The 19,396-nt window shown below is 58.9% G+C and carries 18 protein-coding genes; 4 read left to right on the forward strand and 14 right to left on the reverse strand.

The genetic code is table 11. The annotated features are described in order from the left end of the window. Window positions 1-9: 9 nt before the first annotated feature. The 3 genes from V1290_RS10390 to V1290_RS10400 are packed head-to-tail and all read right to left on the reverse strand — an operon-like array spanning window position 10 to window position 3,547. Window positions 10-1,191, reverse strand: a complete 1,182-nt coding sequence (locus V1290_RS10390) for an acyl-CoA dehydrogenase family protein (protein ID WP_334364320.1) — start codon at window positions 1,189-1,191, stop codon at window positions 10-12. Between the two features lie 14 nt (window positions 1,192-1,205). Further along, a complete protein-coding gene (locus tag V1290_RS10395; protein WP_334364321.1) occupies window positions 1,206-1,943 on the reverse strand; it encodes an SDR family oxidoreductase in 738 nt (245 codons plus the stop codon). Window positions 1,944-1,957: 14 nt separating this feature from the next. After that, on the reverse strand, window positions 1,958-3,547 hold the full coding sequence (locus V1290_RS10400) for a class I adenylate-forming enzyme family protein (protein ID WP_334364322.1): 1,590 nt from the start codon (window positions 3,545-3,547) through the stop codon (window positions 1,958-1,960). 221 nt (window positions 3,548-3,768) lie between these two features. Here V1290_RS10400 and V1290_RS10405 point away from each other — a divergent pair, with 221 nt between their 5' ends. Both V1290_RS10405 and V1290_RS10410 read left to right on the forward strand, forming a co-directional pair. Next, on the forward strand, window positions 3,769-4,512 hold the full coding sequence (locus V1290_RS10405) for an SDR family NAD(P)-dependent oxidoreductase (RefSeq protein ID WP_334364323.1): 744 nt from the start codon (window positions 3,769-3,771) through the stop codon (window positions 4,510-4,512). Continuing rightward, window positions 4,512-5,189, forward strand: coding sequence for a glutathione S-transferase family protein (locus V1290_RS10410; protein WP_334364324.1), 678 nt, complete (start codon window positions 4,512-4,514; stop codon window positions 5,187-5,189). The genes V1290_RS10405 and V1290_RS10410 overlap by 1 nt, the downstream gene beginning before the upstream one ends. Before the next feature lie 29 nt (window positions 5,190-5,218). Here V1290_RS10410 and V1290_RS10415 read toward each other — a convergent pair whose 3' ends face one another. Together V1290_RS10415 and V1290_RS10420 are read right to left on the reverse strand one after the other, a co-directional pair. After that, window positions 5,219-6,418: a CaiB/BaiF CoA transferase family protein gene (locus V1290_RS10415; RefSeq protein ID WP_334364325.1), complete on the reverse strand. Its 1,200-nt coding sequence runs from the start codon at window positions 6,416-6,418 to the stop codon at window positions 5,219-5,221. Window positions 6,419-6,513: 95 nt separating this feature from the next. Beyond that, window positions 6,514-7,146, reverse strand: a complete 633-nt coding sequence (locus V1290_RS10420; RefSeq protein WP_334364326.1) for a 2-hydroxychromene-2-carboxylate isomerase — start codon at window positions 7,144-7,146, stop codon at window positions 6,514-6,516. A gap of 244 nt (window positions 7,147-7,390) precedes the next feature. Here V1290_RS10420 and V1290_RS10425 point away from each other — a divergent pair, with 244 nt between their 5' ends. After that, a complete protein-coding gene (locus tag V1290_RS10425; RefSeq protein WP_334364327.1) occupies window positions 7,391-7,906 on the forward strand; it encodes a winged helix-turn-helix transcriptional regulator in 516 nt (171 codons plus the stop codon). A gap of 125 nt (window positions 7,907-8,031) precedes the next feature. On the opposite strand, the gene V1290_RS10430 is transcribed toward V1290_RS10425, so the two are convergent. The 9 genes from V1290_RS10430 to V1290_RS10470 all read right to left on the reverse strand — a co-directional run bounded on the left by V1290_RS10430 (window position 8,032) and on the right by V1290_RS10470 (window position 18,507). Continuing rightward, a complete protein-coding gene (locus V1290_RS10430; RefSeq protein WP_334364328.1) occupies window positions 8,032-9,834 on the reverse strand; it encodes an AMP-binding protein in 1,803 nt (600 codons plus the stop codon). Between the two features lie 176 nt (window positions 9,835-10,010). Then, the gene (locus tag V1290_RS10435; RefSeq protein ID WP_334368983.1) at window positions 10,011-11,210 is read right to left on the reverse strand and encodes an ABC transporter substrate-binding protein; all 1,200 of its coding nucleotides are present in this window, start codon (window positions 11,208-11,210) and stop codon (window positions 10,011-10,013) included. A 70-nt stretch (window positions 11,211-11,280) separates the two neighbouring features. After that, on the reverse strand, window positions 11,281-12,483 hold the full coding sequence (locus V1290_RS10440; RefSeq protein WP_334364329.1) for an ABC transporter substrate-binding protein: 1,203 nt from the start codon (window positions 12,481-12,483) through the stop codon (window positions 11,281-11,283). 304 nt (window positions 12,484-12,787) lie between these two features. Beyond that, entirely contained in the window at window positions 12,788-13,087 is a 300-nt protein-coding gene (locus tag V1290_RS10445) for a putative quinol monooxygenase (protein ID WP_334364330.1), read from the reverse strand. A 47-nt stretch (window positions 13,088-13,134) separates the two neighbouring features. After that, window positions 13,135-15,213: a 3-hydroxyacyl-CoA dehydrogenase NAD-binding domain-containing protein gene (locus V1290_RS10450; RefSeq protein WP_334364331.1), complete on the reverse strand. Its 2,079-nt coding sequence runs from the start codon at window positions 15,211-15,213 to the stop codon at window positions 13,135-13,137. A gap of 174 nt (window positions 15,214-15,387) precedes the next feature. After that, window positions 15,388-16,209, reverse strand: coding sequence for an SDR family oxidoreductase (locus V1290_RS10455; RefSeq protein WP_334364332.1), 822 nt, complete (start codon window positions 16,207-16,209; stop codon window positions 15,388-15,390). A gap of 42 nt (window positions 16,210-16,251) precedes the next feature. Beyond that, window positions 16,252-17,148, reverse strand: a complete 897-nt coding sequence (locus V1290_RS10460; protein WP_334364333.1) for an alpha/beta fold hydrolase — start codon at window positions 17,146-17,148, stop codon at window positions 16,252-16,254. Between the two features lie 195 nt (window positions 17,149-17,343). Next, window positions 17,344-18,135, reverse strand: coding sequence for a crotonase/enoyl-CoA hydratase family protein (locus V1290_RS10465; protein WP_334364334.1), 792 nt, complete (start codon window positions 18,133-18,135; stop codon window positions 17,344-17,346). Window positions 18,136-18,339: 204 nt separating this feature from the next. Further along, entirely contained in the window at window positions 18,340-18,507 is a 168-nt protein-coding gene (locus V1290_RS10470; protein ID WP_334364335.1) for a hypothetical protein, read from the reverse strand. 33 nt (window positions 18,508-18,540) lie between these two features. Between V1290_RS10470 and V1290_RS10475 the strand changes: the two genes are divergently transcribed. Further along, window positions 18,541-19,326, forward strand: coding sequence for a TetR/AcrR family transcriptional regulator (locus tag V1290_RS10475; protein WP_334364336.1), 786 nt, complete (start codon window positions 18,541-18,543; stop codon window positions 19,324-19,326). Window positions 19,327-19,396 lie beyond the last annotated feature (70 nt).

Raw genomic sequence — 19,396 nt, forward strand, 5'->3', positions numbered from 1 at the left:
GCGACGCAGTCAGAGACCCAGCACCGCTTTCGCGATGATGTTGCGCTGAATTTCGTTCGATCCCCCGTAAATGCTGAGCTTTCGGGAGTTCAGATATTTCTCAGTCGCCGTGTGCCCATAGTCGGGTCCCGGCATGAAGTGGTTGGCGCTTACCGGGTGCTCACGGATGGCCAGACCGTAATTGCCGATCGCCTGGTGCGTCAGATCGGTGATGCGCTGGAATATCTCGGTGCCCCTGATCTTGAACAACGACGCGGCCGGCCCCGGATCGATGCCGCGCGACATCTGCGCGACGATGCGCAGTTCGGTCGCCTCCAGCGCCAGCACATCAAGCTCAACGCGCGCGATCTCCCTGATGAATTCCCCGAACGCTGGATCGTCCTCGCCAACTTCGGTTCTCACAATCTGCTTCAGACGCCCGAGATACCGAGTGGACCGGCCGATCCCGGCCATGCTGGTACGCTCGTTGCCCAACAGGAATTTGGCGTAGGTCCAGCCCTTGTTTTCCTCGCCGATCAGATTCTCCGCAGGCACTCGCACGTCCTCGAGGAACACATCGTTGACTTCATGCGATCCGTCGATGGTGATGATGGGCCGTACGGTGACGCCGGGCGATTTCATGTCGATCAAGAGGAAGGAGATACCCGCCTGGGGCTTTGCCGAAGGATCGGTGCGCACCAGACAGAAGATCCAGTCGGCATGCTGGGCCAGCGTCGTCCAGGTCTTGTGGCCGTTGACGATGTAGTGGTCGCCGTCGCGCACCGCCTTGGTACGAACGGACGCAAGGTCGGAGCCTGAGCCCGGCTCCGAATAGCCCTGGCACCACCAGTCGTCCCCGGAGAGGATCCGTGGCAGAAACTTCTTCTTCTGCGCATCGTTGCCGAAGGTGTAGATGACCGGGCCGACCATGGTGACGCTGAATGCGAGCGGCGGCAACGTCCCGGCGCGTGAGGTTTCCTGTTCAAAGATGAAGCGCTGCGTGATCGACCAGCCTGGGCCGCCATACTCCTTGGGCCAGAGCGGAGCAATCCACCCCTTCTTGTAGAGGATCCGGTGCCAGAGCAGCGACTGCTCCTTCGTCAAATCGGTCTCGGGATTTGGAACGCGCATTTCCTGCGGATAGTTCTCCGCAATGAAAGCGCGCACCTCGTCACGAAACGCTGCGTCCTCGCTGGAAAGTTCGAGCTCCATCGTGCGAGGCCCCGTTACCACTTCTCGCCGAAGGGACGGATCTCCAGCTCGAAGGTCCAGGCGCTCTTGGGCTGCTGATAGAGCAACCAATAGGATTCCGCGACTGATGATGGCGGCATCAAAGCATCGGGGTTATCTAGCGCGTTCGGACCGAGTGCCTCGATCCGTCGCTGGCGCACCCACTCGGTGTCGACGCCGGAATCAATGATGAGATGCGCGACGTGGATGTTCCTGGGCCCCAACTCACGCGCCGCCGCCTGCGCGACAGCTCGCAGGCCGAACTTGGCACTGGCAAAGGCGGCATAGCCGGATCCACCACGGAGACTCGCCGTCGCTCCAGTGAAGAAGATATTGCCTTTGCCGCGGGGCAGCATCAGTCGCGCTGCTTCGCGGCCGGCGAGGAAGCCAGAATAGCAGGCCATTTCCCAGACCTTGCGAAACACGCGCTCGGTGGTTTCCAGAATCGGAAAGTTGACATTGGCGCCGACGTTGAAGATGCAGACTTCAAGCGGCGCATGCTTGTCGGCATCGCCAAGGAACGAGATGATCTCCTCCTCCTTGCGGGCATCGAGCGAGCGCGCGTGAATTTCGCCGCCGGCCTTCTCGATCTCCCTGACGAGCGGTTCAAGTTTGGCCCCGTTACGGCGCCCGGCAAACACCGTGAAGCCCTCTGAGGCAAACTTTTTGGCGATCTCGCCGCCGATGTAGTCCCCGGCGCCGATCACGGCCACGGTTGCGTTTCTCTTTTGCAAAGGTCTTCTCCCGGTCAGGTCAAGTGAGTTCGTCGTTGGAGTTTCGCCGCCTGCTTGGCGGCAGCTTGGTCGCGACGAAAGCGGCGGGCGAGCTCATGTTCGCGGATCTTGCCGGTTGAGCTTCCCGGTAGGACGTCGACGACAATGATTTTCGGCGGCCGAATATAGGAGGAGAGTCGAGGTTTGACGGAATCCATCAGATCGGTCGGCTTGACGCGCGATCCTGGGAACGGCTGCACGAATGCGACAATCACCCCATTGCCGTTGAGGGCTTGGCCAACGACGGCAGATTGCACATCCTTATGTGAATTGAGGATCGCCTCAATCTCGGCTGAGATCGCGCCGGTCATTTCCTTGCTACGGCCGACAATGTGGAGGCAATCGCCTTCGAAGCGCGCGAGATCGCCAGTGTTGAACCAGCGTTCGGTATCCATCACCTTCGCCGTCAGGTCTGGCGCACGATAGTAGCCGCGCATCACGTTGCGTCCGCGCACGTGAAGCTCGCCAACTTCGCCTTTTGACAGCGGTATACCATCCAGCGTTCTGACGCGGGCTTCAACTCCCGGCAGCAGCGCACCGACCGCATCATCGGAACGTGGCGCATCGAAGCGCACGGCAGATACCCCTAACGAACATTCGGTGGTCCCATAGCCGTTCAGCAGAGGCAAACCAAATTCCTTCTCTACGCGAGTTTTCAGATTGAGATCGAGGGATGAGCCAGAAACGGCGATCAAACGCAGTACGCCGCAGTCAACCTGCTTCAGACCTGCGACATTCTTGTATTCGAGAAGGCCTTGATAGGTGGCCGGCCCGCCATCAAGCATCGTGATACCTTCATCGACCAGTGCCTTGGCAAGCGTGGCAGGATCGTATCGGCTGGCCAAGCGCACGGTGCCGCCGACCATCAAGGTCATGGTCAGGAGCGAGATGCCGACGATATGCGAGATCGGCAGCACCAGATAGATCTTGTCATTATGATCCATGTTGCGGAAATGCGCGGTGGCCTTGGCGCTGATCAGCAGGTTATCGTGGGAGAGCATCACCCCCTTCGGCGTTCCGGTCGTTCCCGAGGTGTAGATCAGAACCGCGACTTGTTTTGACGGATCGGCTTCCACCGGTTCGACGGTTGCACCTTCGTCGAGCGGCGCAACGCCGATCTCCTGCAGAGGTCCCAACTGCCGGTTCTCCGCTCCAAGGCGCAACGCATGGGCAGCAGCTTCTTTCGAGACGCTCGACGTAAAGAACATTCGACGAGCGCCGCTATGATCGCGAATCTGGTCTAGTTCGCGCGCCGATAATCGTGGATTGGCGACGATCGCCCAGGCGTCGAGTCGGCTCGCCGCCAGCAGCAAGGCCGCCAGCGAAATGCAATTTTCGCTGACAATAACCATACGATCGCCCGCTCGCACCCCGAGCGAGGAAAGAACGGCGGCAATCTCGGTGACTCGCCTATTCAGCTCACGATAGCTCCAAGCGGAGCCGTCTTCGATCAAGGCGATTCGGCCTGGGGCATCGGCGACATGGTCAGCCGTGACTTCGTGGATGCGGCGAGGCAGCCCTGCAGCAATCTCATCGATACCGATCGCCCCTGACGGACCCGCCACCACCAACCTCCCGAACAACGAACGTCGCCTTTTGCCGCACGAGCTCAATCCAGATTTAACGTTCTTTTTTAGAACTCGTCAATTGCTATTTCGCGGATCCGTGCGAATCGGCGAAGAGGCAGTGTTGCTGCCATTTTTGAGGATGTTCAGAAAGTTCGTTTACAATTCAGCCGATTGGCGTTAGCTATCAGTCCCAAATAAGAACTTACGGGGAAGCGAGAATGGCGGAAAGTCGCGGCGTAGCAATACTGGTGGGCGCGGGCGACGCGATCGGTGCGGCCGTCGCGCGACGTTTTGCCAAGGGCGGCTATACGGTTTGTATCTGCCGGCGTGACGCAGCCAAATCCCAGGGACTGGTGGATGAACTCAGCGCTGCGGGTCACCGTATCCACGCTTTCAGCGTCGATGCTCGTCAGGAAGCCGAAGTTCAAAAGCTTTTTTCCGACGTCGAGAGCAATATCGGGCCGATCGAGGTCTGCCTTTTCAATGCCGGATCGAATGTCAACAAGCCCCTCGTGGAGACCACTGAAAAGCTGTTCTTCAAGGCGTGGGAACTAGCCTGCTACGCCGGATTCCTGGTCGGACGCGAGGCCGCTCGCGTCATGCTGCCACGTGGGCGCGGCACCATCTTCTTTACCGGCGCAACCGCCAGCGTCCGTGGCGGCCAGGGCTTTGCGGCATTTTCATCGGCAAAATTCGGCCTTCGCGCGGTCGCCCAAGCCATGGCGCGCGAACTGGGGCCGAAGAATATCCACGTCGTCCATCTCATCATTGACGCCGGCGTGGATAGCGAAGCCATTCATCAGCGCATGAAAGCGGCAAAGGGGATCGAGGCAAGCGAGATTCCTCCGGATAGCCTGACGAAGACGTCCTCCATCGCCGAGGCATACTGGTTCGCCCATCAGCAGAGCCGAGACGGGTGGACCCATGAACTCGATCTTCGTCCGTCCGTGGAGAAATGGTGATGAGCGCAGCACCCGATCTAACCCTATGGGGCGTTGGGACAAGCCGCACCATTCGCCCGCACTGGGCCATGCATGAGCTTGGCTTGTCCTACAAGATCAGGCCGATCGGGCCGCGGACCGGCGAGACCAAGACGGCCGAATACACCAAGCTCAATCCCCGCCAGAAGATCCCCTTGCTGCAGGACGGCGACTTCTGCATCGGAGAAAGCGCCGCGATCGTAGCCTATCTGTCGCGAACCTATTCGACGCCGGAACGCTCGCTGATCCCCCAAGCCCAGCGCGAGTATGCCGCATGGCTCGAATGGTGCTTCTTTATCGTGGCCGAACTCGATTCCACCAGCCTTTACGTCATGCGCCGCCATCGCGCGGACGCACTGGGACATATCTATGGAATTGCGCCCGACGTCGTCGCGCAGGCGGGTGAGTATTTCCGGCAACAGTTACGACACGTGGAGGTCGCCCTGGCAGACGGGCGGACATTCCTGATGGGTGACCGGTTCACCAGCGCCGACATCCTGCTTACGACGTGCCTCGATTGGGCTATCGCTTACGGCGTCGGTATTTGCGACAATGCGCAACCCTACCTTGAACGCATCCAGAAGCGGGAGGCCTATCAGCGAGCGGTCGCGGCGAATGTCCCGGTGGCACCGATCACGCCGGCAGCGGCGAAGATCTGAGAACCCTTCGCCGATCGCGATAGCCTGACCTAGACGGCCACACGCACGGCACGTTCGGCGATCATCTTCTCGATGGCGCTGTCGTCATAACCCAGTTCGCGCAACACCTCGCGCGAGTGCTCGCCGACCCGGGGCGCCGGTCCACCAATTACCGCCTCATTGATTTCGAAGCGAGCCGCGGGCTTCGGCTGCCGCACTCGGCCGACTTTCGGCTGATCGAATTCCGCGATGATACCGCGCGCCACCACCTGCTCATTGTGGATGATTTCGCTCCGCCGCAGGATCGGCGCGCAAGGCACGTCGGCGGCGTCCAGCCGGTCCAGCCATTCCGCGGTGGTATGCTGGCTGATATACTCAGCCATCTTGTTGATGCGCGCGGTGGCGTTGACCGAACGCGCCGATGGCGTCGCAAAGCGTGGATCGTTGGCAAGCTCGGGATCGCCGGATGCCCGGCAGAAACCCTGCCATTCGGAATCCGAAATCGTGCCGGCGGTGATGTAGCCATCACTGGTTTTGAACACGAGATCCGGCCGATCGTTGGGATCGGCTGCGGCGGCCTCGGCCCCCACAACCGTATATTGCATCATGCCTTCGGGCCACAGGTAGGAAATCATCGCATCCAGCATCGCGACCTGGATATGATCGCCCTGCCCGGTTTTCTCGCGGGCATAGAGCGCTGCCGCCACCGCCTGTGCAGTGAACACTGCAGTGGTCTTGTCGCATACGATCGTGCGGATCATTTGCGGACGGTTCGTTATCGGCTGCGACTGGATATCGGCGAAGCCCGACAAGCCCTGAATGATCGGGTCATAGACGCGCTTCTTTACATACGGGCCGGTATCACCAACGCCGCTGATCGAAACGTAGATCAGGCGCGGATGGCGCTGCCGCAATTCTTCCACGCCTAGACCGAGGCGCTCCATGGTGCCGGGCCGGAAGTTCTGCACCAACACATCGGCCTGCGCGACCAGCCTGGTGAGCACCTCACGGCCACCCGTGCTCTTGACGTCGATCGACAGCGAACGCTTGCCGCGGTTGGAAGAGATGAACAGCGCGGAGAACTCGCCGTCCTTGTCGATGGTGGCCCGGCTGCGGCGCGTAATATCGCCGCCGATCGGCTCGATCTTCAGCACGTCGGCGCCCTGGTCCGCCAGAAACATGGTCGCGAACGGGCCCGACACCACGCCGGTCAGGTCGAGGACACGAACACCATTGAGCGGACCAGGCATGGCACTCCCCTGTACTTTGTTATTCTGGGCCTGAGCCGAACTTAGCTTATCGCCCGGCCCTGGATTAAGATATTCGCGGACCTCGAGGCTCGGTTCTACGCCGTCTTGGGAACAGGCTGACGGGCCTGTTCGACAATGGACTCCTCCACGTCACGAAGCTGGTCCTTGCCGAAGAACATTTCCTTTCCAACGAAGAAAGTCGGCGAGCCAAATGCTCCCCGGCTGACCGCGTCGTTGGTCAGATCGATCAGCCTCTTCTTGACGTCATCCTGTTGTGCGCGGGCGATCAACCTGTCGATATCGATTCCCGACGAAACAAACGCATTCCGGAAGATTTCGAGGTCGTCCATCTTCTTCGGCTCTTCCCACATATGATGGTAGGCGGCACGGAAATAGGGCTCGAATACGCCTTCAAATTGGGCGGCGACGGCACCGCGCATCAGCATCAGCGTGTTGACCGGAAAGAACGGATTCTGGCGGAATTTCGTGATGTTGTGGCGCCGGATGAACCGCTGGGTCTCGAGCGCCTGGTATTCCGGCTTGTTCTTGATGCCGCGAAGCGAGTCGAACGGCGACATGTTGCCGGTCGCCTTGTAGATGCCGCCGAGCAAAACCGGGACATACTCGAACTTCACGCCGGTACGCCGCTCGATTCCCGGAATGGCAACCTCCGCCAGATATGCGTTGGGGCTGCCGAAATCGAACTGGAATTCTACCTTCAGGGGCATGTCGGCTTCTCCCGGAGCGTGCATCGAATGATCAGGTGTGATGTTCAATAGCCGAATTCCGGCTACCACCCATCTTTACAGTTCTAAAAACGAACTGTCAAACTCATACGATTTTCTGCTGATTTGCGCACCGCCAATAGGGGATTGTTTGGAGCTGAGTACCTATCTAGAATGGTAGGTAAAGCTGAGGTTCCCTGGACGATTCGAGCGGAATCGGGTCGTCGGATGACTGGAGAGCAGGAAAATGCGATGGGATGCCCTTGAAGAAGAGCCGTGTTCGATGGCCCGCACCATCGGCGTGATCGGTGACCGTTGGACCCTTCTTATCCTGCGCGAATGCTTCCTTCGCACCCGCCGCTTCGAAGGATTTCAGTCCGCGCTTGGGATCACACGGCATTTGCTCGCGGAGCGACTGAAGAAACTGGTCCGGCTAGGTGTCCTGCGCCGCATTCCCTATCAGGAGTCTCCCAAGCGGCATGAATACATCCTCACTCAGAAGGGACTCGATCTCTATCCAATAATGATGGCGATTGTGCATTGGGGTGACACGCACATGGTCGACGAACGCGGGCGGCCGTTGCTGCACCAGCACCGCAAATGCGGCAAGAACTTCGATCCGGTCATGGTGTGCTCTGAGTGCGGCGAGCCGCTTTCGGCTAAGGAGGTTCATACCCACCCCGGCCCCGGTGCCCGAAGCACGCCAGCGGTAAAGGCGCCAGAGAGCCCGAAGGCAAAGGCGCGCCGCAAAGCAGCCGCTTGAGGTCGCGCGCAGCTGGGATATCACGTCGTAGGCCTCGCTCTAGCAATTTGCAGCCTGGGAATATCCGCAGGCGCCATCTGGCGGACACGACATGCGGCAAGGGTCGCGGACCGCTGAACTCGCCTTTAGACCGGTATCACATCTCGACTTGCTTCATTGCAGTAGAGGCGCTCGACCTGTTCAGAGCGATGCTTCAGCACAGCACGTTGATTGACGTAGGCCTTGTCGGTGATTTCCCCTGCTGCCATTGACGGCGGCTCCTTCAACAGAGAGAACGAACAGATTCTTTCGCTGCTTCCAACGGTTTCATTATATTCCCGAAAACGTTCCTTCAAAAATTCGACCACATCGGCATCGCAGGTCAAATCTGAGCCTGGACTCTTCGAAATCCGCGCTGCCTCGGTCGGATTCAACCAGCAGAGCAGCGCGCACGCTTCACGATTTTCCCCCGCGACGACAATGTCCAGCAATACGCCGCGCGTGGCTGCCAGGATTGCCGCGCGTACATTGCCGATGGAGACCCACGTGCCGTTCGCGAGTTTGAAGTTTTCGGAAATTCTGCCCGTAAAACGCAGCCCAAGCTCCGGCTTCGCGGGATCCAGAAACGAAACAGTGTCGCCGATGCGATAGAAGCCTTCCTCATCAAAGGCCTTTTCCGTCAAATCCGGCCTTCCGAGATAACCTGGGGTAACGTTGGGTCCCTTGACCCTTGCCTCGTAAGTATCTGAAACCGGGATCAGCTTCAATTGCAGACCCGGCGCGGGAAGACCGATCTCTCCCGGCTGGTCGGTTGCCCAATGGGTCGTACTGATTGTCGGTGCCGTTTCGGTGGTGCCATAGCCCGACATGACCGGGATGCGCCGACCGGTGATCGAGGACGTCAATCGATAGAGCTTTTTGAGCGTGCCTTCCGAAATTGCAGCCCCGGCATAGCTCATTCTATCCATCCGCTTGAACACGCTGGCGCCAAGCTCGCGGTCGTTCTCGATCGCATCACACAACAGGTTATAGCCGGCAGGCACGTTGAACATGGCGGTCGGGGAAATTTCCCTGAGGTTGGCGATGGTCTTGTGGAACAGCTGAGGCAGCGGCCGACCGTCGTCGATGTAGAGCGTTCCGCCATTCTTGAGGATGCTATGAAGGATCACGTTGCTTCCCATTGTGTGGTGCCATGGCAGCCACTCGACCTGGACAGGCGTATCCGGAGGAGACACCAGCAGGCTGCCCATTTGCAGTGAGCTCGCCATCATGCGGTGGGTGTTGAGCACGCCTTTCGGGAAACCGGTCGAACCGGACGTGAAGAGAATCTTTGCGACGGCATCGCAAGACACCGCACTTGATGCACGCTCGAATCCGTCGCTCAAGCTTCGGGCGGTCAGAGTCTGGAAAGGCACCGTGTCCGGCGCGCCATCGACGCTGATCCAGGTCGCGGCTGCCAATTCGGCAATGGACCGACCGGCGGAATAGTCGCGTCCGCTCTGAACGAAAACGAAATTCGGACGCAGCGCTTCCGCAACGTCCTTGAGGCGGGCCAGGCCGCCGGGCATCAGCGTGTAGTTTGGCGATATTGGCGCCAGGATTACCCCGATTGACATCGCTGCGAACGAGATCACCGCGTTCTCGATCGAGTTTCCTGAAAGCACCGCCAGCTTGTCAGCCGGCTTTGCACCCATATCGATCAGGCTTTGGCCGACCGCCTGAACCTGCAACCAGGCCTCGCTATAGGTAATCTCGTCCCATCCTCCCCTCGCGTTGCGCTGCGCGAGAAAAATTCGATCCGGAACAGAATTTGCCCAGGTCGGAAGGAAGTCTGTGATGCGCCAATCGCACTCGCCCAACTGAATAGGCGAGCTCAATACGAGCGTGCCGTCGGTTCGACGCGCTATCGAAACCTCTTTTGGCGCAAACGTCAGTGCCTTCGTCGACATCGAGATTGATCTCCTTAATTACGCGTGGAGCCAATCGCGCGCGCTGCACGCGCTTGCCCCCTGATGGCCATTGCCTCTGGTCCACCGCCTGGGTGCGTGATCCGTCAACCGAGCTTCGGGCCAGAACGGTGGGCAGTTCGCATCGAACTGCCGCACTCGTGGCTTCGCTGGTCAGATCACTCCGACCTGGCGTCCAGCACTTCCCCGAAGGCTTGCCAGCTCGTGCCGGCCCATCGCTGCAACCGCATCTGCGTCCAGATCATGTTCTCGGCGCTGGAGGTGTTGACCTTGATGCCGGGCAGCGCAGTTGGAATGACGAAGTCCTTCAGGTTCTTGGCCTGCGCAAGAATATTCTTGCGGGACAAGTCGCTCCCGCATTGTTTTAGAATCTGCTCGAGCACGATGCCTTGCTGATAGCCAGTCAGATAGCTGCCATTGGTGATGTCGGCGCCCGGCAAATACTTGTCAAAGAATGCCCTGTAGGCCTGCATACCCGGGTCGTCTTTCCATGCCGGATCCAGAATGTCCTTGTTGGTCGTGCCGACGATCACGCCGACCGATTTGTCGAGACCGGCCGGTGCGAGCGTGCCTCCGACCGAGCTGGATGGAAAATTGAGGATTACGGTCGCCTTCCAGCCGATCACCGCGGCTTGCCGGATGGCCTGAGCGGCGAACTTCGGCGTGCCGGCGATCACGAGGGCATCCGCACCGGAGCTCTTCAGATTGACCACCTGTGAATCAATCGTCGGTTCGGTAACCTCATAGGACGCGGTTACGACCTTTCGGTCGAAATCCTTACCGAGAAACGCCCTGAAGGCGTTGACATAGTCTTTGCCAAGGTCGTCGTTCTGGTAGAGGATGGCATACTTTGCGTTTGGCAATGCCCTCGTCAAATATTTGGCGTAGATCTTTCCTTCGGTGTCGTAGCTGACAAGACCTGTCGTGGTCAGCGGGTAGTTGGCAACATCCGTGAACTTGGATGACCCGCTCATAATTGCGATGCTGGGCACCCCTTTCGACCTCAGGTATTTAGCCGTAGCGGAGATACCGGGAGTGCCGAGCTGGCCGAACATGAACGACACTTCGTCGCTCTCAACGAGTTTGCGGACATGCTCCACCGCCTTAGGAGGGCTATATGCATCGTCATATGCGATGTAGTTAATCTTGCGACCGTTGATGCCGCCGCGGTCGTTGACCGACTGGATATAGGCCATAACTCCCCTGCCCACGAGACCGATCGACGACGCCGGTCCGCTGAAGGGAAAAACGCCGCCGATCTTGATCTCGGTCGCTGTAATTCCGGGCTCTTCGGCCGCGAATGCCGGGCCGCTCAAAAGCAAAGCCAAAGCCGCCACAATCTTCCATTTCATCGACATTTGATCCCTCCATACCCGTACCCCTGCCGGTACGAGTTCTCTTTTGTCGCGTGCCATTAGTCGCCCCTCATCACTCCGAGGAGGCATCGAGTACTTCGCTGAAAAGGTCCCAGCGCGTGCCGGTCCAGCGCTGAAGCCTCATCTGCGTGTAGTTCATGTTGATCTTGTCACTCGTATTGACGCTGACGCCGGGCAGCAGTGTCGGCAACGCCACATTCTTCAGGCTCTTCGCCTGCCTGATGATGTTCTCGCGGGACAGATCGTTGCCGCACTGCTTGATCAGCTGTTCGAGCAGCATGGCCTGCGTATAACCGAAGAGGTAATTGCCGTCGGCGATATCGACGCCCGGCATGTACCTGTCGATGAATGCCCGATAATTCTTCATCCCTGCGGTGCTATCCCACTGCGCATCCGTCGGATCCATCAGGATGGTCCCGACTATCACCCCCACCGACCTTTCAAGGCCTGCCGGCTTAAGGGTCGCGCCAACCGAACTGGAGGGGTAGTTCAGCAGGATTGTTGGCTTCCAGTCGATCTCGGCTGCCTTTCGGATTGCTTGCGCCGCAAACTTTGGCGTTCCTGCCACCAGCAATGCTTCGGCGCCTGAGCTCTTCAAATTCACGACCTGAGAATCTACTGTCGGATCGCTGATTTCATAAGCGATGGCAGTTACTTTCTTGTCGAAATCGCCCTTCAGACTCGCCTTGAAAGCGTTGACGTAATCTTTGCCGAGGTCATCGTTCTGATAGAGGATGGCATATTTCGCATTCGGCAGCGTCTTGGTCAGGAATTTGGCGTAGATCTTTCCCTCCGTGTCGAAGCTGACCAGGCTGGTCGTCGTCAGCGGAAAGTCCGTCACGTTCGTGAACTTGTTCGACCCCGAGACGATGCCGATAGCCGGCACTCGCTTCGACATCAGATATTTTGCCACTGCCGTATTACCGGGCGTGCCTAGTTGGCTGAAGATGAAGGCAACCTCATCGCTTTCGACGAGCTTGCGAACATGCTCTACGGCCTTGGGCGGGCTGTAGGCGTCATCATAGGCAATGTAATTGATCTTCCGTCCGTTGATGCCGCCGCGGTCGTTGATCGACTGGACATAAGCGAGAATCCCTCGGCCGACCAAACCGATCGACGAAGCGGGTCCGCTGAAAGGAAAGACCCCGCCAATCTTGATCTCAGTCTGTGTTACCCCCGGCGCGTCAGCGGCAAATGCGGACGATCCCAGTGCCAAAAGCATCAGTGCGAAAGCAGCTTTGAACAATTTGAGCATAGCGTCCTCCCTGTGAACAGCGGAGTGCGCGCCCCGGCGGGGCCCGCGATCCTGCAAACCGCGGCCATTGTTCAGCCGTCTTTCCGTTAACCTACAGTTCTTTTTTAGAACTCGTCAAGCCGCTTCGAGAAGAATTGTCCCGCGTATCCGTACGGAAGCAGAGATTGGCGTCTCCCGTTGAGCTCGCGCAAGAACTCCAATTGACCTTTACTGAATGACTCGTCAAAGGGGACGGGAAGTCCGTGCAGCCTTGAAATCGTTCTTATATGGAACCCGGTATCCGGGCCGTCTGAGGACGATAGAGCTACCGCTTCTCGACCTTTTCGGGAGTGATGATCTGGACCTGTACAGGGGCTGCAAAGCACTTCACCGCCACGCGGCCAAATGCTCTCATGTGGTCGCTCTTGGAATGCAGAGGGAGGCAGTCGGCCGACTGCCACTGTTCGACGAACACGAGCTTGTTCGGATCGGTGGTACTTTCGAACAGCTCGTAGGAAATACATCCGTCTTCCTTGTGGGTGGCGGCGATGCAATCCTTCGCGGCGGAAAACAACTCCGCCTTCATTTCTGGCTTCACCGTGAGCGTTGCTATCACGTAGACCATCTCGTCTATAGTCCTCTCTTGACGCGGAGATCCCGCACCTCCTGCATCTACTTGAAAGCCGCGAAGGTTCCGCCCGAGGTAGCGAGGCGATGTAACAGCGGCACCGGCCGCAGTGTTTCGTCCTTGTCCAGTGCGGCCATAAACGCCAACCGCTCAGCCACGACGGGGAGGCCTATCTGGTCCGCAAGAAACATCGGACCGCCGGTCTGGGGCGGCCAGCCGTATCCATGGAGCCAGACCAGATCGATGTCGCTCGCCCGCTCCGCGATCCCTTCCTCGAGAATTCGTGCGCCCTCATTATTCATCGGGTAGATCAGTCGTTCATGAATCTCGGCGTCGCTGATCTGGCGTCGCGTGATGCCCAGCTTGCGACTGGTATCCACGATCAAGGCCTCTACGTCGGCATCCGGAATCGGCGTTCTGGATCCAGCATCGTACCGGTAGTACCCCGCTCCGGTCTTCTGACCGAATCTTCCCGCTTCGCACAACGCATCCTCCATCGGAGATGTCTCGCCACTATCCTTGCGCGATCGCCAGCCGATATCGAGACCTGCCATATCCCCCATGGCAAAAGGCCCCATCATTCCGAACCGCGTCGCGACAGCGTCAACCTGCTGCGGCAGCGCCCCGTCAAGCAACATCTTGCGGGCCTGGAGCAGGCGGACCACGAGCATTCGATTGCCGACAAAGCCGTGGCAGACGCCCACGACGACGGGAATCTTCCCGATGCGCCGCGCGACTGCAGCGGCCGTGGCCAGCACGTCCGGCGACGACTTTTCGCCACGCACGATCTCGCACAGCTTCATGACATTCGCCGGGCTGAAGAAGTGCATCCCGAGTACGTCTTGGGGCCGCTTCGTGACCGCTGCAATCGCGTTGACGTCGAGAAAGGAAGTATTTGTTGCGAGAATCGCCCCCGGCTTCGCAACTGTGTCGAGCTTGGAGAAAATGTCCTTCTTTATCTGCATGGTCTCGAATGCCGCCTCGATGACGAGGTCGGCCTCCGCAGCGTGCTCCAGGCCCACGGCACCGGTTATCAGTCCCAAGCGCTTGGCGACGGTGTCCGAAGACATCGCCGAGCGTGCTGCGGTCGCCTCGTAGTTTTTCCGTATGGTACCAAGGCCACGGTCGAGCGCATCCTTTGCGATTTCGATCAGCTTCACCGGGATGCCGGCGTTGGCAAAGGACATGGCGATGCCGCCACCCATCGTGCCTGCGCCGATGACCGCGACCGAGTTGACTTTCCGCGGGCGTGTGCCGGCCTCGAGACCAGCGATCTTGTTGCTGCTGCGTTCCGCGAAGAACACGTGACGCAGCGCTTTAGACTGATCGCCGCTTCTCAATCGGGTGAACAGCGTCCATTCCCGCCGGATCGCTTCATCGAACGGTACGTCCAGGCACCAAGCAACGGCTTCCACGCAGGCCGCCGGAGCTTCCAGCCCGCGATTGCGCTTCATCGCTTCAGCCGCCGCCTTCGTCAGGATGCTTCTGTCAGCGCGCGCCGCTTGCAGCATGGAATCGTCATCGCGCAGCGAACGCAGGGGACGGCGTTCGGACAGAACTTTCTGCGCAAAGGCAACACCCGCCGCCACTGGTTCCCCTTCGAATATTTGGTGGACCAGCCCAAGCTGCAGCGCCTCTTCCGCGCCGATCGGATCGCCGGTCACGATCATTTGCACAGCTCTCGCCGGTCCGATGGCACGCGGCAGACGTTGCGTACCGCCACCACCCGGGATCAATCCAAGTTTGACTTCCGGTTGCCCGAGCTTGGCGTCGCTCGCCGCGATACGGAAATGGCAGCCCATCGCAACTTCGAGCCCGCCGCCGAACGCGACGCCATGAATTGCGGCGACGACAGGTTTGGACCGGTTCTCGAACAGGCGATTGATTTCGTCGAGACTGGGTCCCTCGATCTTCTGGTCGAACTCGCGAATGTCGGCCCCGCTAATGAACGTGCGGCCGGCGCAGGCAAGCACGACGGCCGCATACTGCGGATTGTCCAGCACCTCCCGCATGGCGTCGCGCAGACCTTGGCGCACCAGCGAACCGAGTGCGTTCACTGGCGGGTTGTCGACCAGAAGAACGGCCACAGTGCCGTGTTTCTCGATAATAACAGGGCTTGTCATCGGCTATCTCCTTTAGGATGGGCGGTGCGCTCGGATCCGCCCAAACCGCTTGCGCGGCACCGGCTGGTTGGCAGCTTGGTAGTTCGGCTTGGTCAGTGCTGCCACAGCGCATCTGGCGAGCGGCTATTCAACATTGAATTGAGTGCGCGCCAGCAAGCGCCGGCGGGCGAGCTGTCAGACAGCCATGATGCCGCCGTCCACTGCCAATATCTGACCGGTAATGTGCTTGCCGGCGTCGCTGGCGAACAGGATGATCGCCCCCTTCAAATCGTCTTCATCACCGATGCGACGCAGCGGAACACCCTCAGTCAGCTTGTCGAGGCCAACCGTCTTAATGGTTCCGGCCGTCATTTTGGACGGGAAGAAGCCGGGAGCGAGCGCATTGACCGTAATGCCGTACTGACCCCAACTGCCCGCCAATGCGCGGGTGAAATTGACAACCGCCCCCTTACTCGTGTTGTAGGCAATCATCTGCGGCTCGCCAACGTGACCCCGCAATCCGGCAATCGACGCCATGTTGATGATGCGCCCGTACTTGTTCGGAATCATCGACCGCTTCGCGACCTGCTGGCTCAACACGAACAGGGAACGAATATTGAGATTCATCACCTTGTCCCATGCTTCGACAGGATGATCCTCTGTCGGAGCTCCCCAGGTGGCGCCGGCATTGTTCAAGAGAACATCGATCCTGCCAAACTTGCCCAAGGCTTGGTCGACCAACCGCATGATATCGTCATCCTTGGAATTGTCGGCCGCGATAGCGTCCGCCTGATATCCGAGCTTTGAAAGATGTGAACACGCCTGCTCGAGATCGGCGGCTTTCCGCGACGACAAAATCACCTTGGCGCCTTGCTCGCCCAATGCCTCGGCGATCTGCAAGCCCAATCCACGTGAGCCGCCCGTTACGAGCGCGATTTTTCCCGTAAGATCGAATGCCTTCTTCACGCTGCCCATGAGCGATTCCTTTTCATAGAGTTCCTCTTCATAGCCGGACACGCACCGCTGTTCCCGCAAGACCAGCCAGGTTTGCTTGCACAATCACCTGGCGCTTTGGATGAACAGCTCAATCAATGCAATGATGGTGTCCGGTGCGTCTTCCTGGCTAAAGTGTCCCGCATGCGGGAGCTTAATGACCGGCGCGTCAGGCCATATTGCTTTGAAATCAGAGATCTGGTTCTCCGGCGCAATCGCTCGATCCTTCATGCCGACCGCAAGCATCGCGGGTTTCGACTTCAGGTTTTGGAGAAGCGGAACGCCCTCCTCGAGGTATGGAATGATCCGACCGAGCAAAGCGTCGAGCGGAAACTCAATTGCCCCGACGCAGTCCTCCTTCGTCGGAAAGGCCGAGCCGAAGGCTGCAAGCCAATTGGAATCCACCGCCGACAAATTCTCCAAACCCTGCGTCTTCATGATGCTGAGGATATTCACGTCCAAGTGCCCCAACACCTCCCCGAGCGTGCCGGCTTTGTGATGCTTCAGGATGAGCTGGAACCAGGGCGTCGACCCCGCGGAGGTCTTTCCATAGCCGGCCAACGTGTTGAGGAGAAACAGGTGCCTGACGCGGTGCGGATGTCGTAGCGTGAACGCTGAGCCGATCAGCCCACCCCAATCCTGCAAAACGAACGTAATGTTCTTGAGATCGAGCGCTTCGATCAGCTTGGTCAGGTTGTCGACATGAGTCCTCAGCGAATATTCTCGATCCCGAGGAGTTTCGCTCTTGCCGAAACCCATGTGGTCAGGAACGACCACTCTGTGCGTGGCGGAAAGCGGAGGGATGAAACGTCGATAGAGGTAACCCCAGGTGGGCTCCCCATGCAAACAAACGATGGGATCGCCGGTCCCCTCGTCGACGTAATGCATCCGAAAGCCGGCTCCCTCAAAAAAGCAGGGTTCGAAAGGCCAAGTTCCACCAAAGGTCTCGCTGGCGGCAATCATGACAAGTCATCGCTCCTTCGCATCTGCTCGAACGCACCTATTCCGCGATGGCAAAACCACCTTTGGCGCGCTCAGTGCCTCGGCAATGTGGCGACCAATCCAACGCGAGCGGTGCAATCTTCGTAAGATCGGACGCCTTGCGTGCTGCCCATAAGTGACTCCTTTTCCTTGCCGAACTGGTCACGGCGCAAGCGACTAACGTCCCTCGAAGACCGCGGCACGGCGTTCGACGAAGGACTGGATGCCTTCCATCATGTCCTGACTGTTGAAGACACGGTCCTTGATTTTGGGGATGTAGTCGATCGCAGCTCGTTCAGCGGCCTCGATGTACTTCAACGCAGCTTCTTTGGTGACCTGGATTCCGATCGGCGCGTTCTTGGCAATGGTTTGCGCCAGCTCCATCGCACGCTCGATTTGCTTTCCCGGATCGACCACTTCCTGCACGAGGCCGATCTTGTGGGCCTGCGCAGCATCGAACTCGTCGCACAGGAACAGGTGGTACATTGCATCCCCCCAACCGGCCCGGGTCAGAAAGCGGAAGTGCGCACCGCCGAGCGGCGCAATACCCCTCTTCGACTCCATCTGGCAGAATCGACTATTTGAGGCAGCGACGACAATGTCTCCGGCAAGCATCATTTCGATGCCGATGGTGTAGACGATGCCCTGCACCGCGGTGATAACCGGCTTGCGGCAACGCCCCTTGAGGGCGAACACGTCGATGTTGTCAGCCGGGATATCGATCCTTTCGGCCTTCGGGCCGAAGAATTTGGGCATGTCGAGGCCGGAGGTAAAGTCGCTGCCCTCGGCGCAGACCACGCCGGCCCAATAATCGTCATTGCGGTCCAGCAAGGTCATCGCATCGGAGATCTGCACCATCATCTGAGGAGTGAACGAATTTTTCTTCGCTGGGTTATCGATGATGATTTTCAGCACCCGCCCGTGAACCTCAGTGCGGATCCGACCCAGCGCGGGCTTCTGCTCGCTCATTTGCTTCCTCCACGCAGTGCTCGACACCTGAGGGGATAATGGCTCACCGCGGTGCGCTCGACCTGGTCACATGACAATTTGTGCTCGACGCCGGCTACAGCATTCTTGTGCCTGCCTTATTCAGGAATGAATTTCACGATGGAGATGCCGACGCTTGATCCGGACCCGCTCTTGATAAAGAACAGCTCTAGCAACTGAGACAGGTTAGGCATTGACTGCACAGCTATCGAGGCACCAGGCTGTGACCCACTCCGCGAGATAGGAAACACTAAGCCATTCCGCGACAAGGCCAGGCTCGTCGGAGTTCCCGATCTCGACGACGACCTCCGACTTTGTCATGAACTCGTTTGTGCCGGGGGCGGTCACTTGCATCAGCTTGAACCTCGCCCGTCCCTGGCTTTCCGAATGCACTGGCGTCGCGAAACGAATTTGCCACTTGATCTCGGGCAAGCCGGCGAAGGCCATCGCGTGGAAACATATGGAAATTCACCCGAAGGCTGCTTATCCTCGCGCGAGATTCTCCTGAATGAAGGCCATCATCCAGAATTCAGGTCTGGCGGCCGACATCCAGATCGTCAATTGCAATTTCCCGGAGCGACACAGGTGGGACACTCACAGGCGGAGAAGGCAAGAAGCCGGGAGCGGATCCTGGATGCGGCGGCCCTGCAGCTCAGGGAACTAGGATTGGCGGGCATCAGTATTAGCGAACTCATGAAGTCCGCGAGACTAACCCATGGTGGCTTCTACGGACATTTCGAGTCGCGTGATGATCTGATCGCCCAAGCGCTCGATCGGGCTCTCGCCGACGGCGACGCATCGGCAATCAACGCCGCGAGCGCCAAAGGGCCGCGTACGCTCAAGTCTTTCCTAAACGCCTACCTTAGCAAGACACATCGCGATGATCCGGCATCCGGATGCGCCGTTGCTGCTCTCGCCGGCGACGTCGCCCGCGCCGATTCGCGGACACGGGACATCATGACGGCGTATCTCGAAAAATCCTTCGACAGCATCGCTACGCTTATTGGGGACGAGGACGCGACCGAGTTCGCTACTTCGGTGATGTGCACGATCGTAGGCGCGATGACTCTTTCCCGCGTGATGAGGGAAGAGGAAGCATCGAAAAAGATTCTGCTGGCGGCGCGACGGTCGATCCTCGACTACGCCGAAATACGCCGTTCTTCCCGCCCGTAACCGGTGCTGGCCCATTTATCGGGTCCTTGCACAGGAGCGGATTGCGCTCAACGCAGCCGGAGTTCCGTGG

Origin of the sequence: Bradyrhizobium sp. AZCC 1578, from assembly GCF_036924675.1 — a bacterium.
In the GTDB taxonomy this organism is placed as follows: domain Bacteria; phylum Pseudomonadota; class Alphaproteobacteria; order Rhizobiales; family Xanthobacteraceae; genus Bradyrhizobium.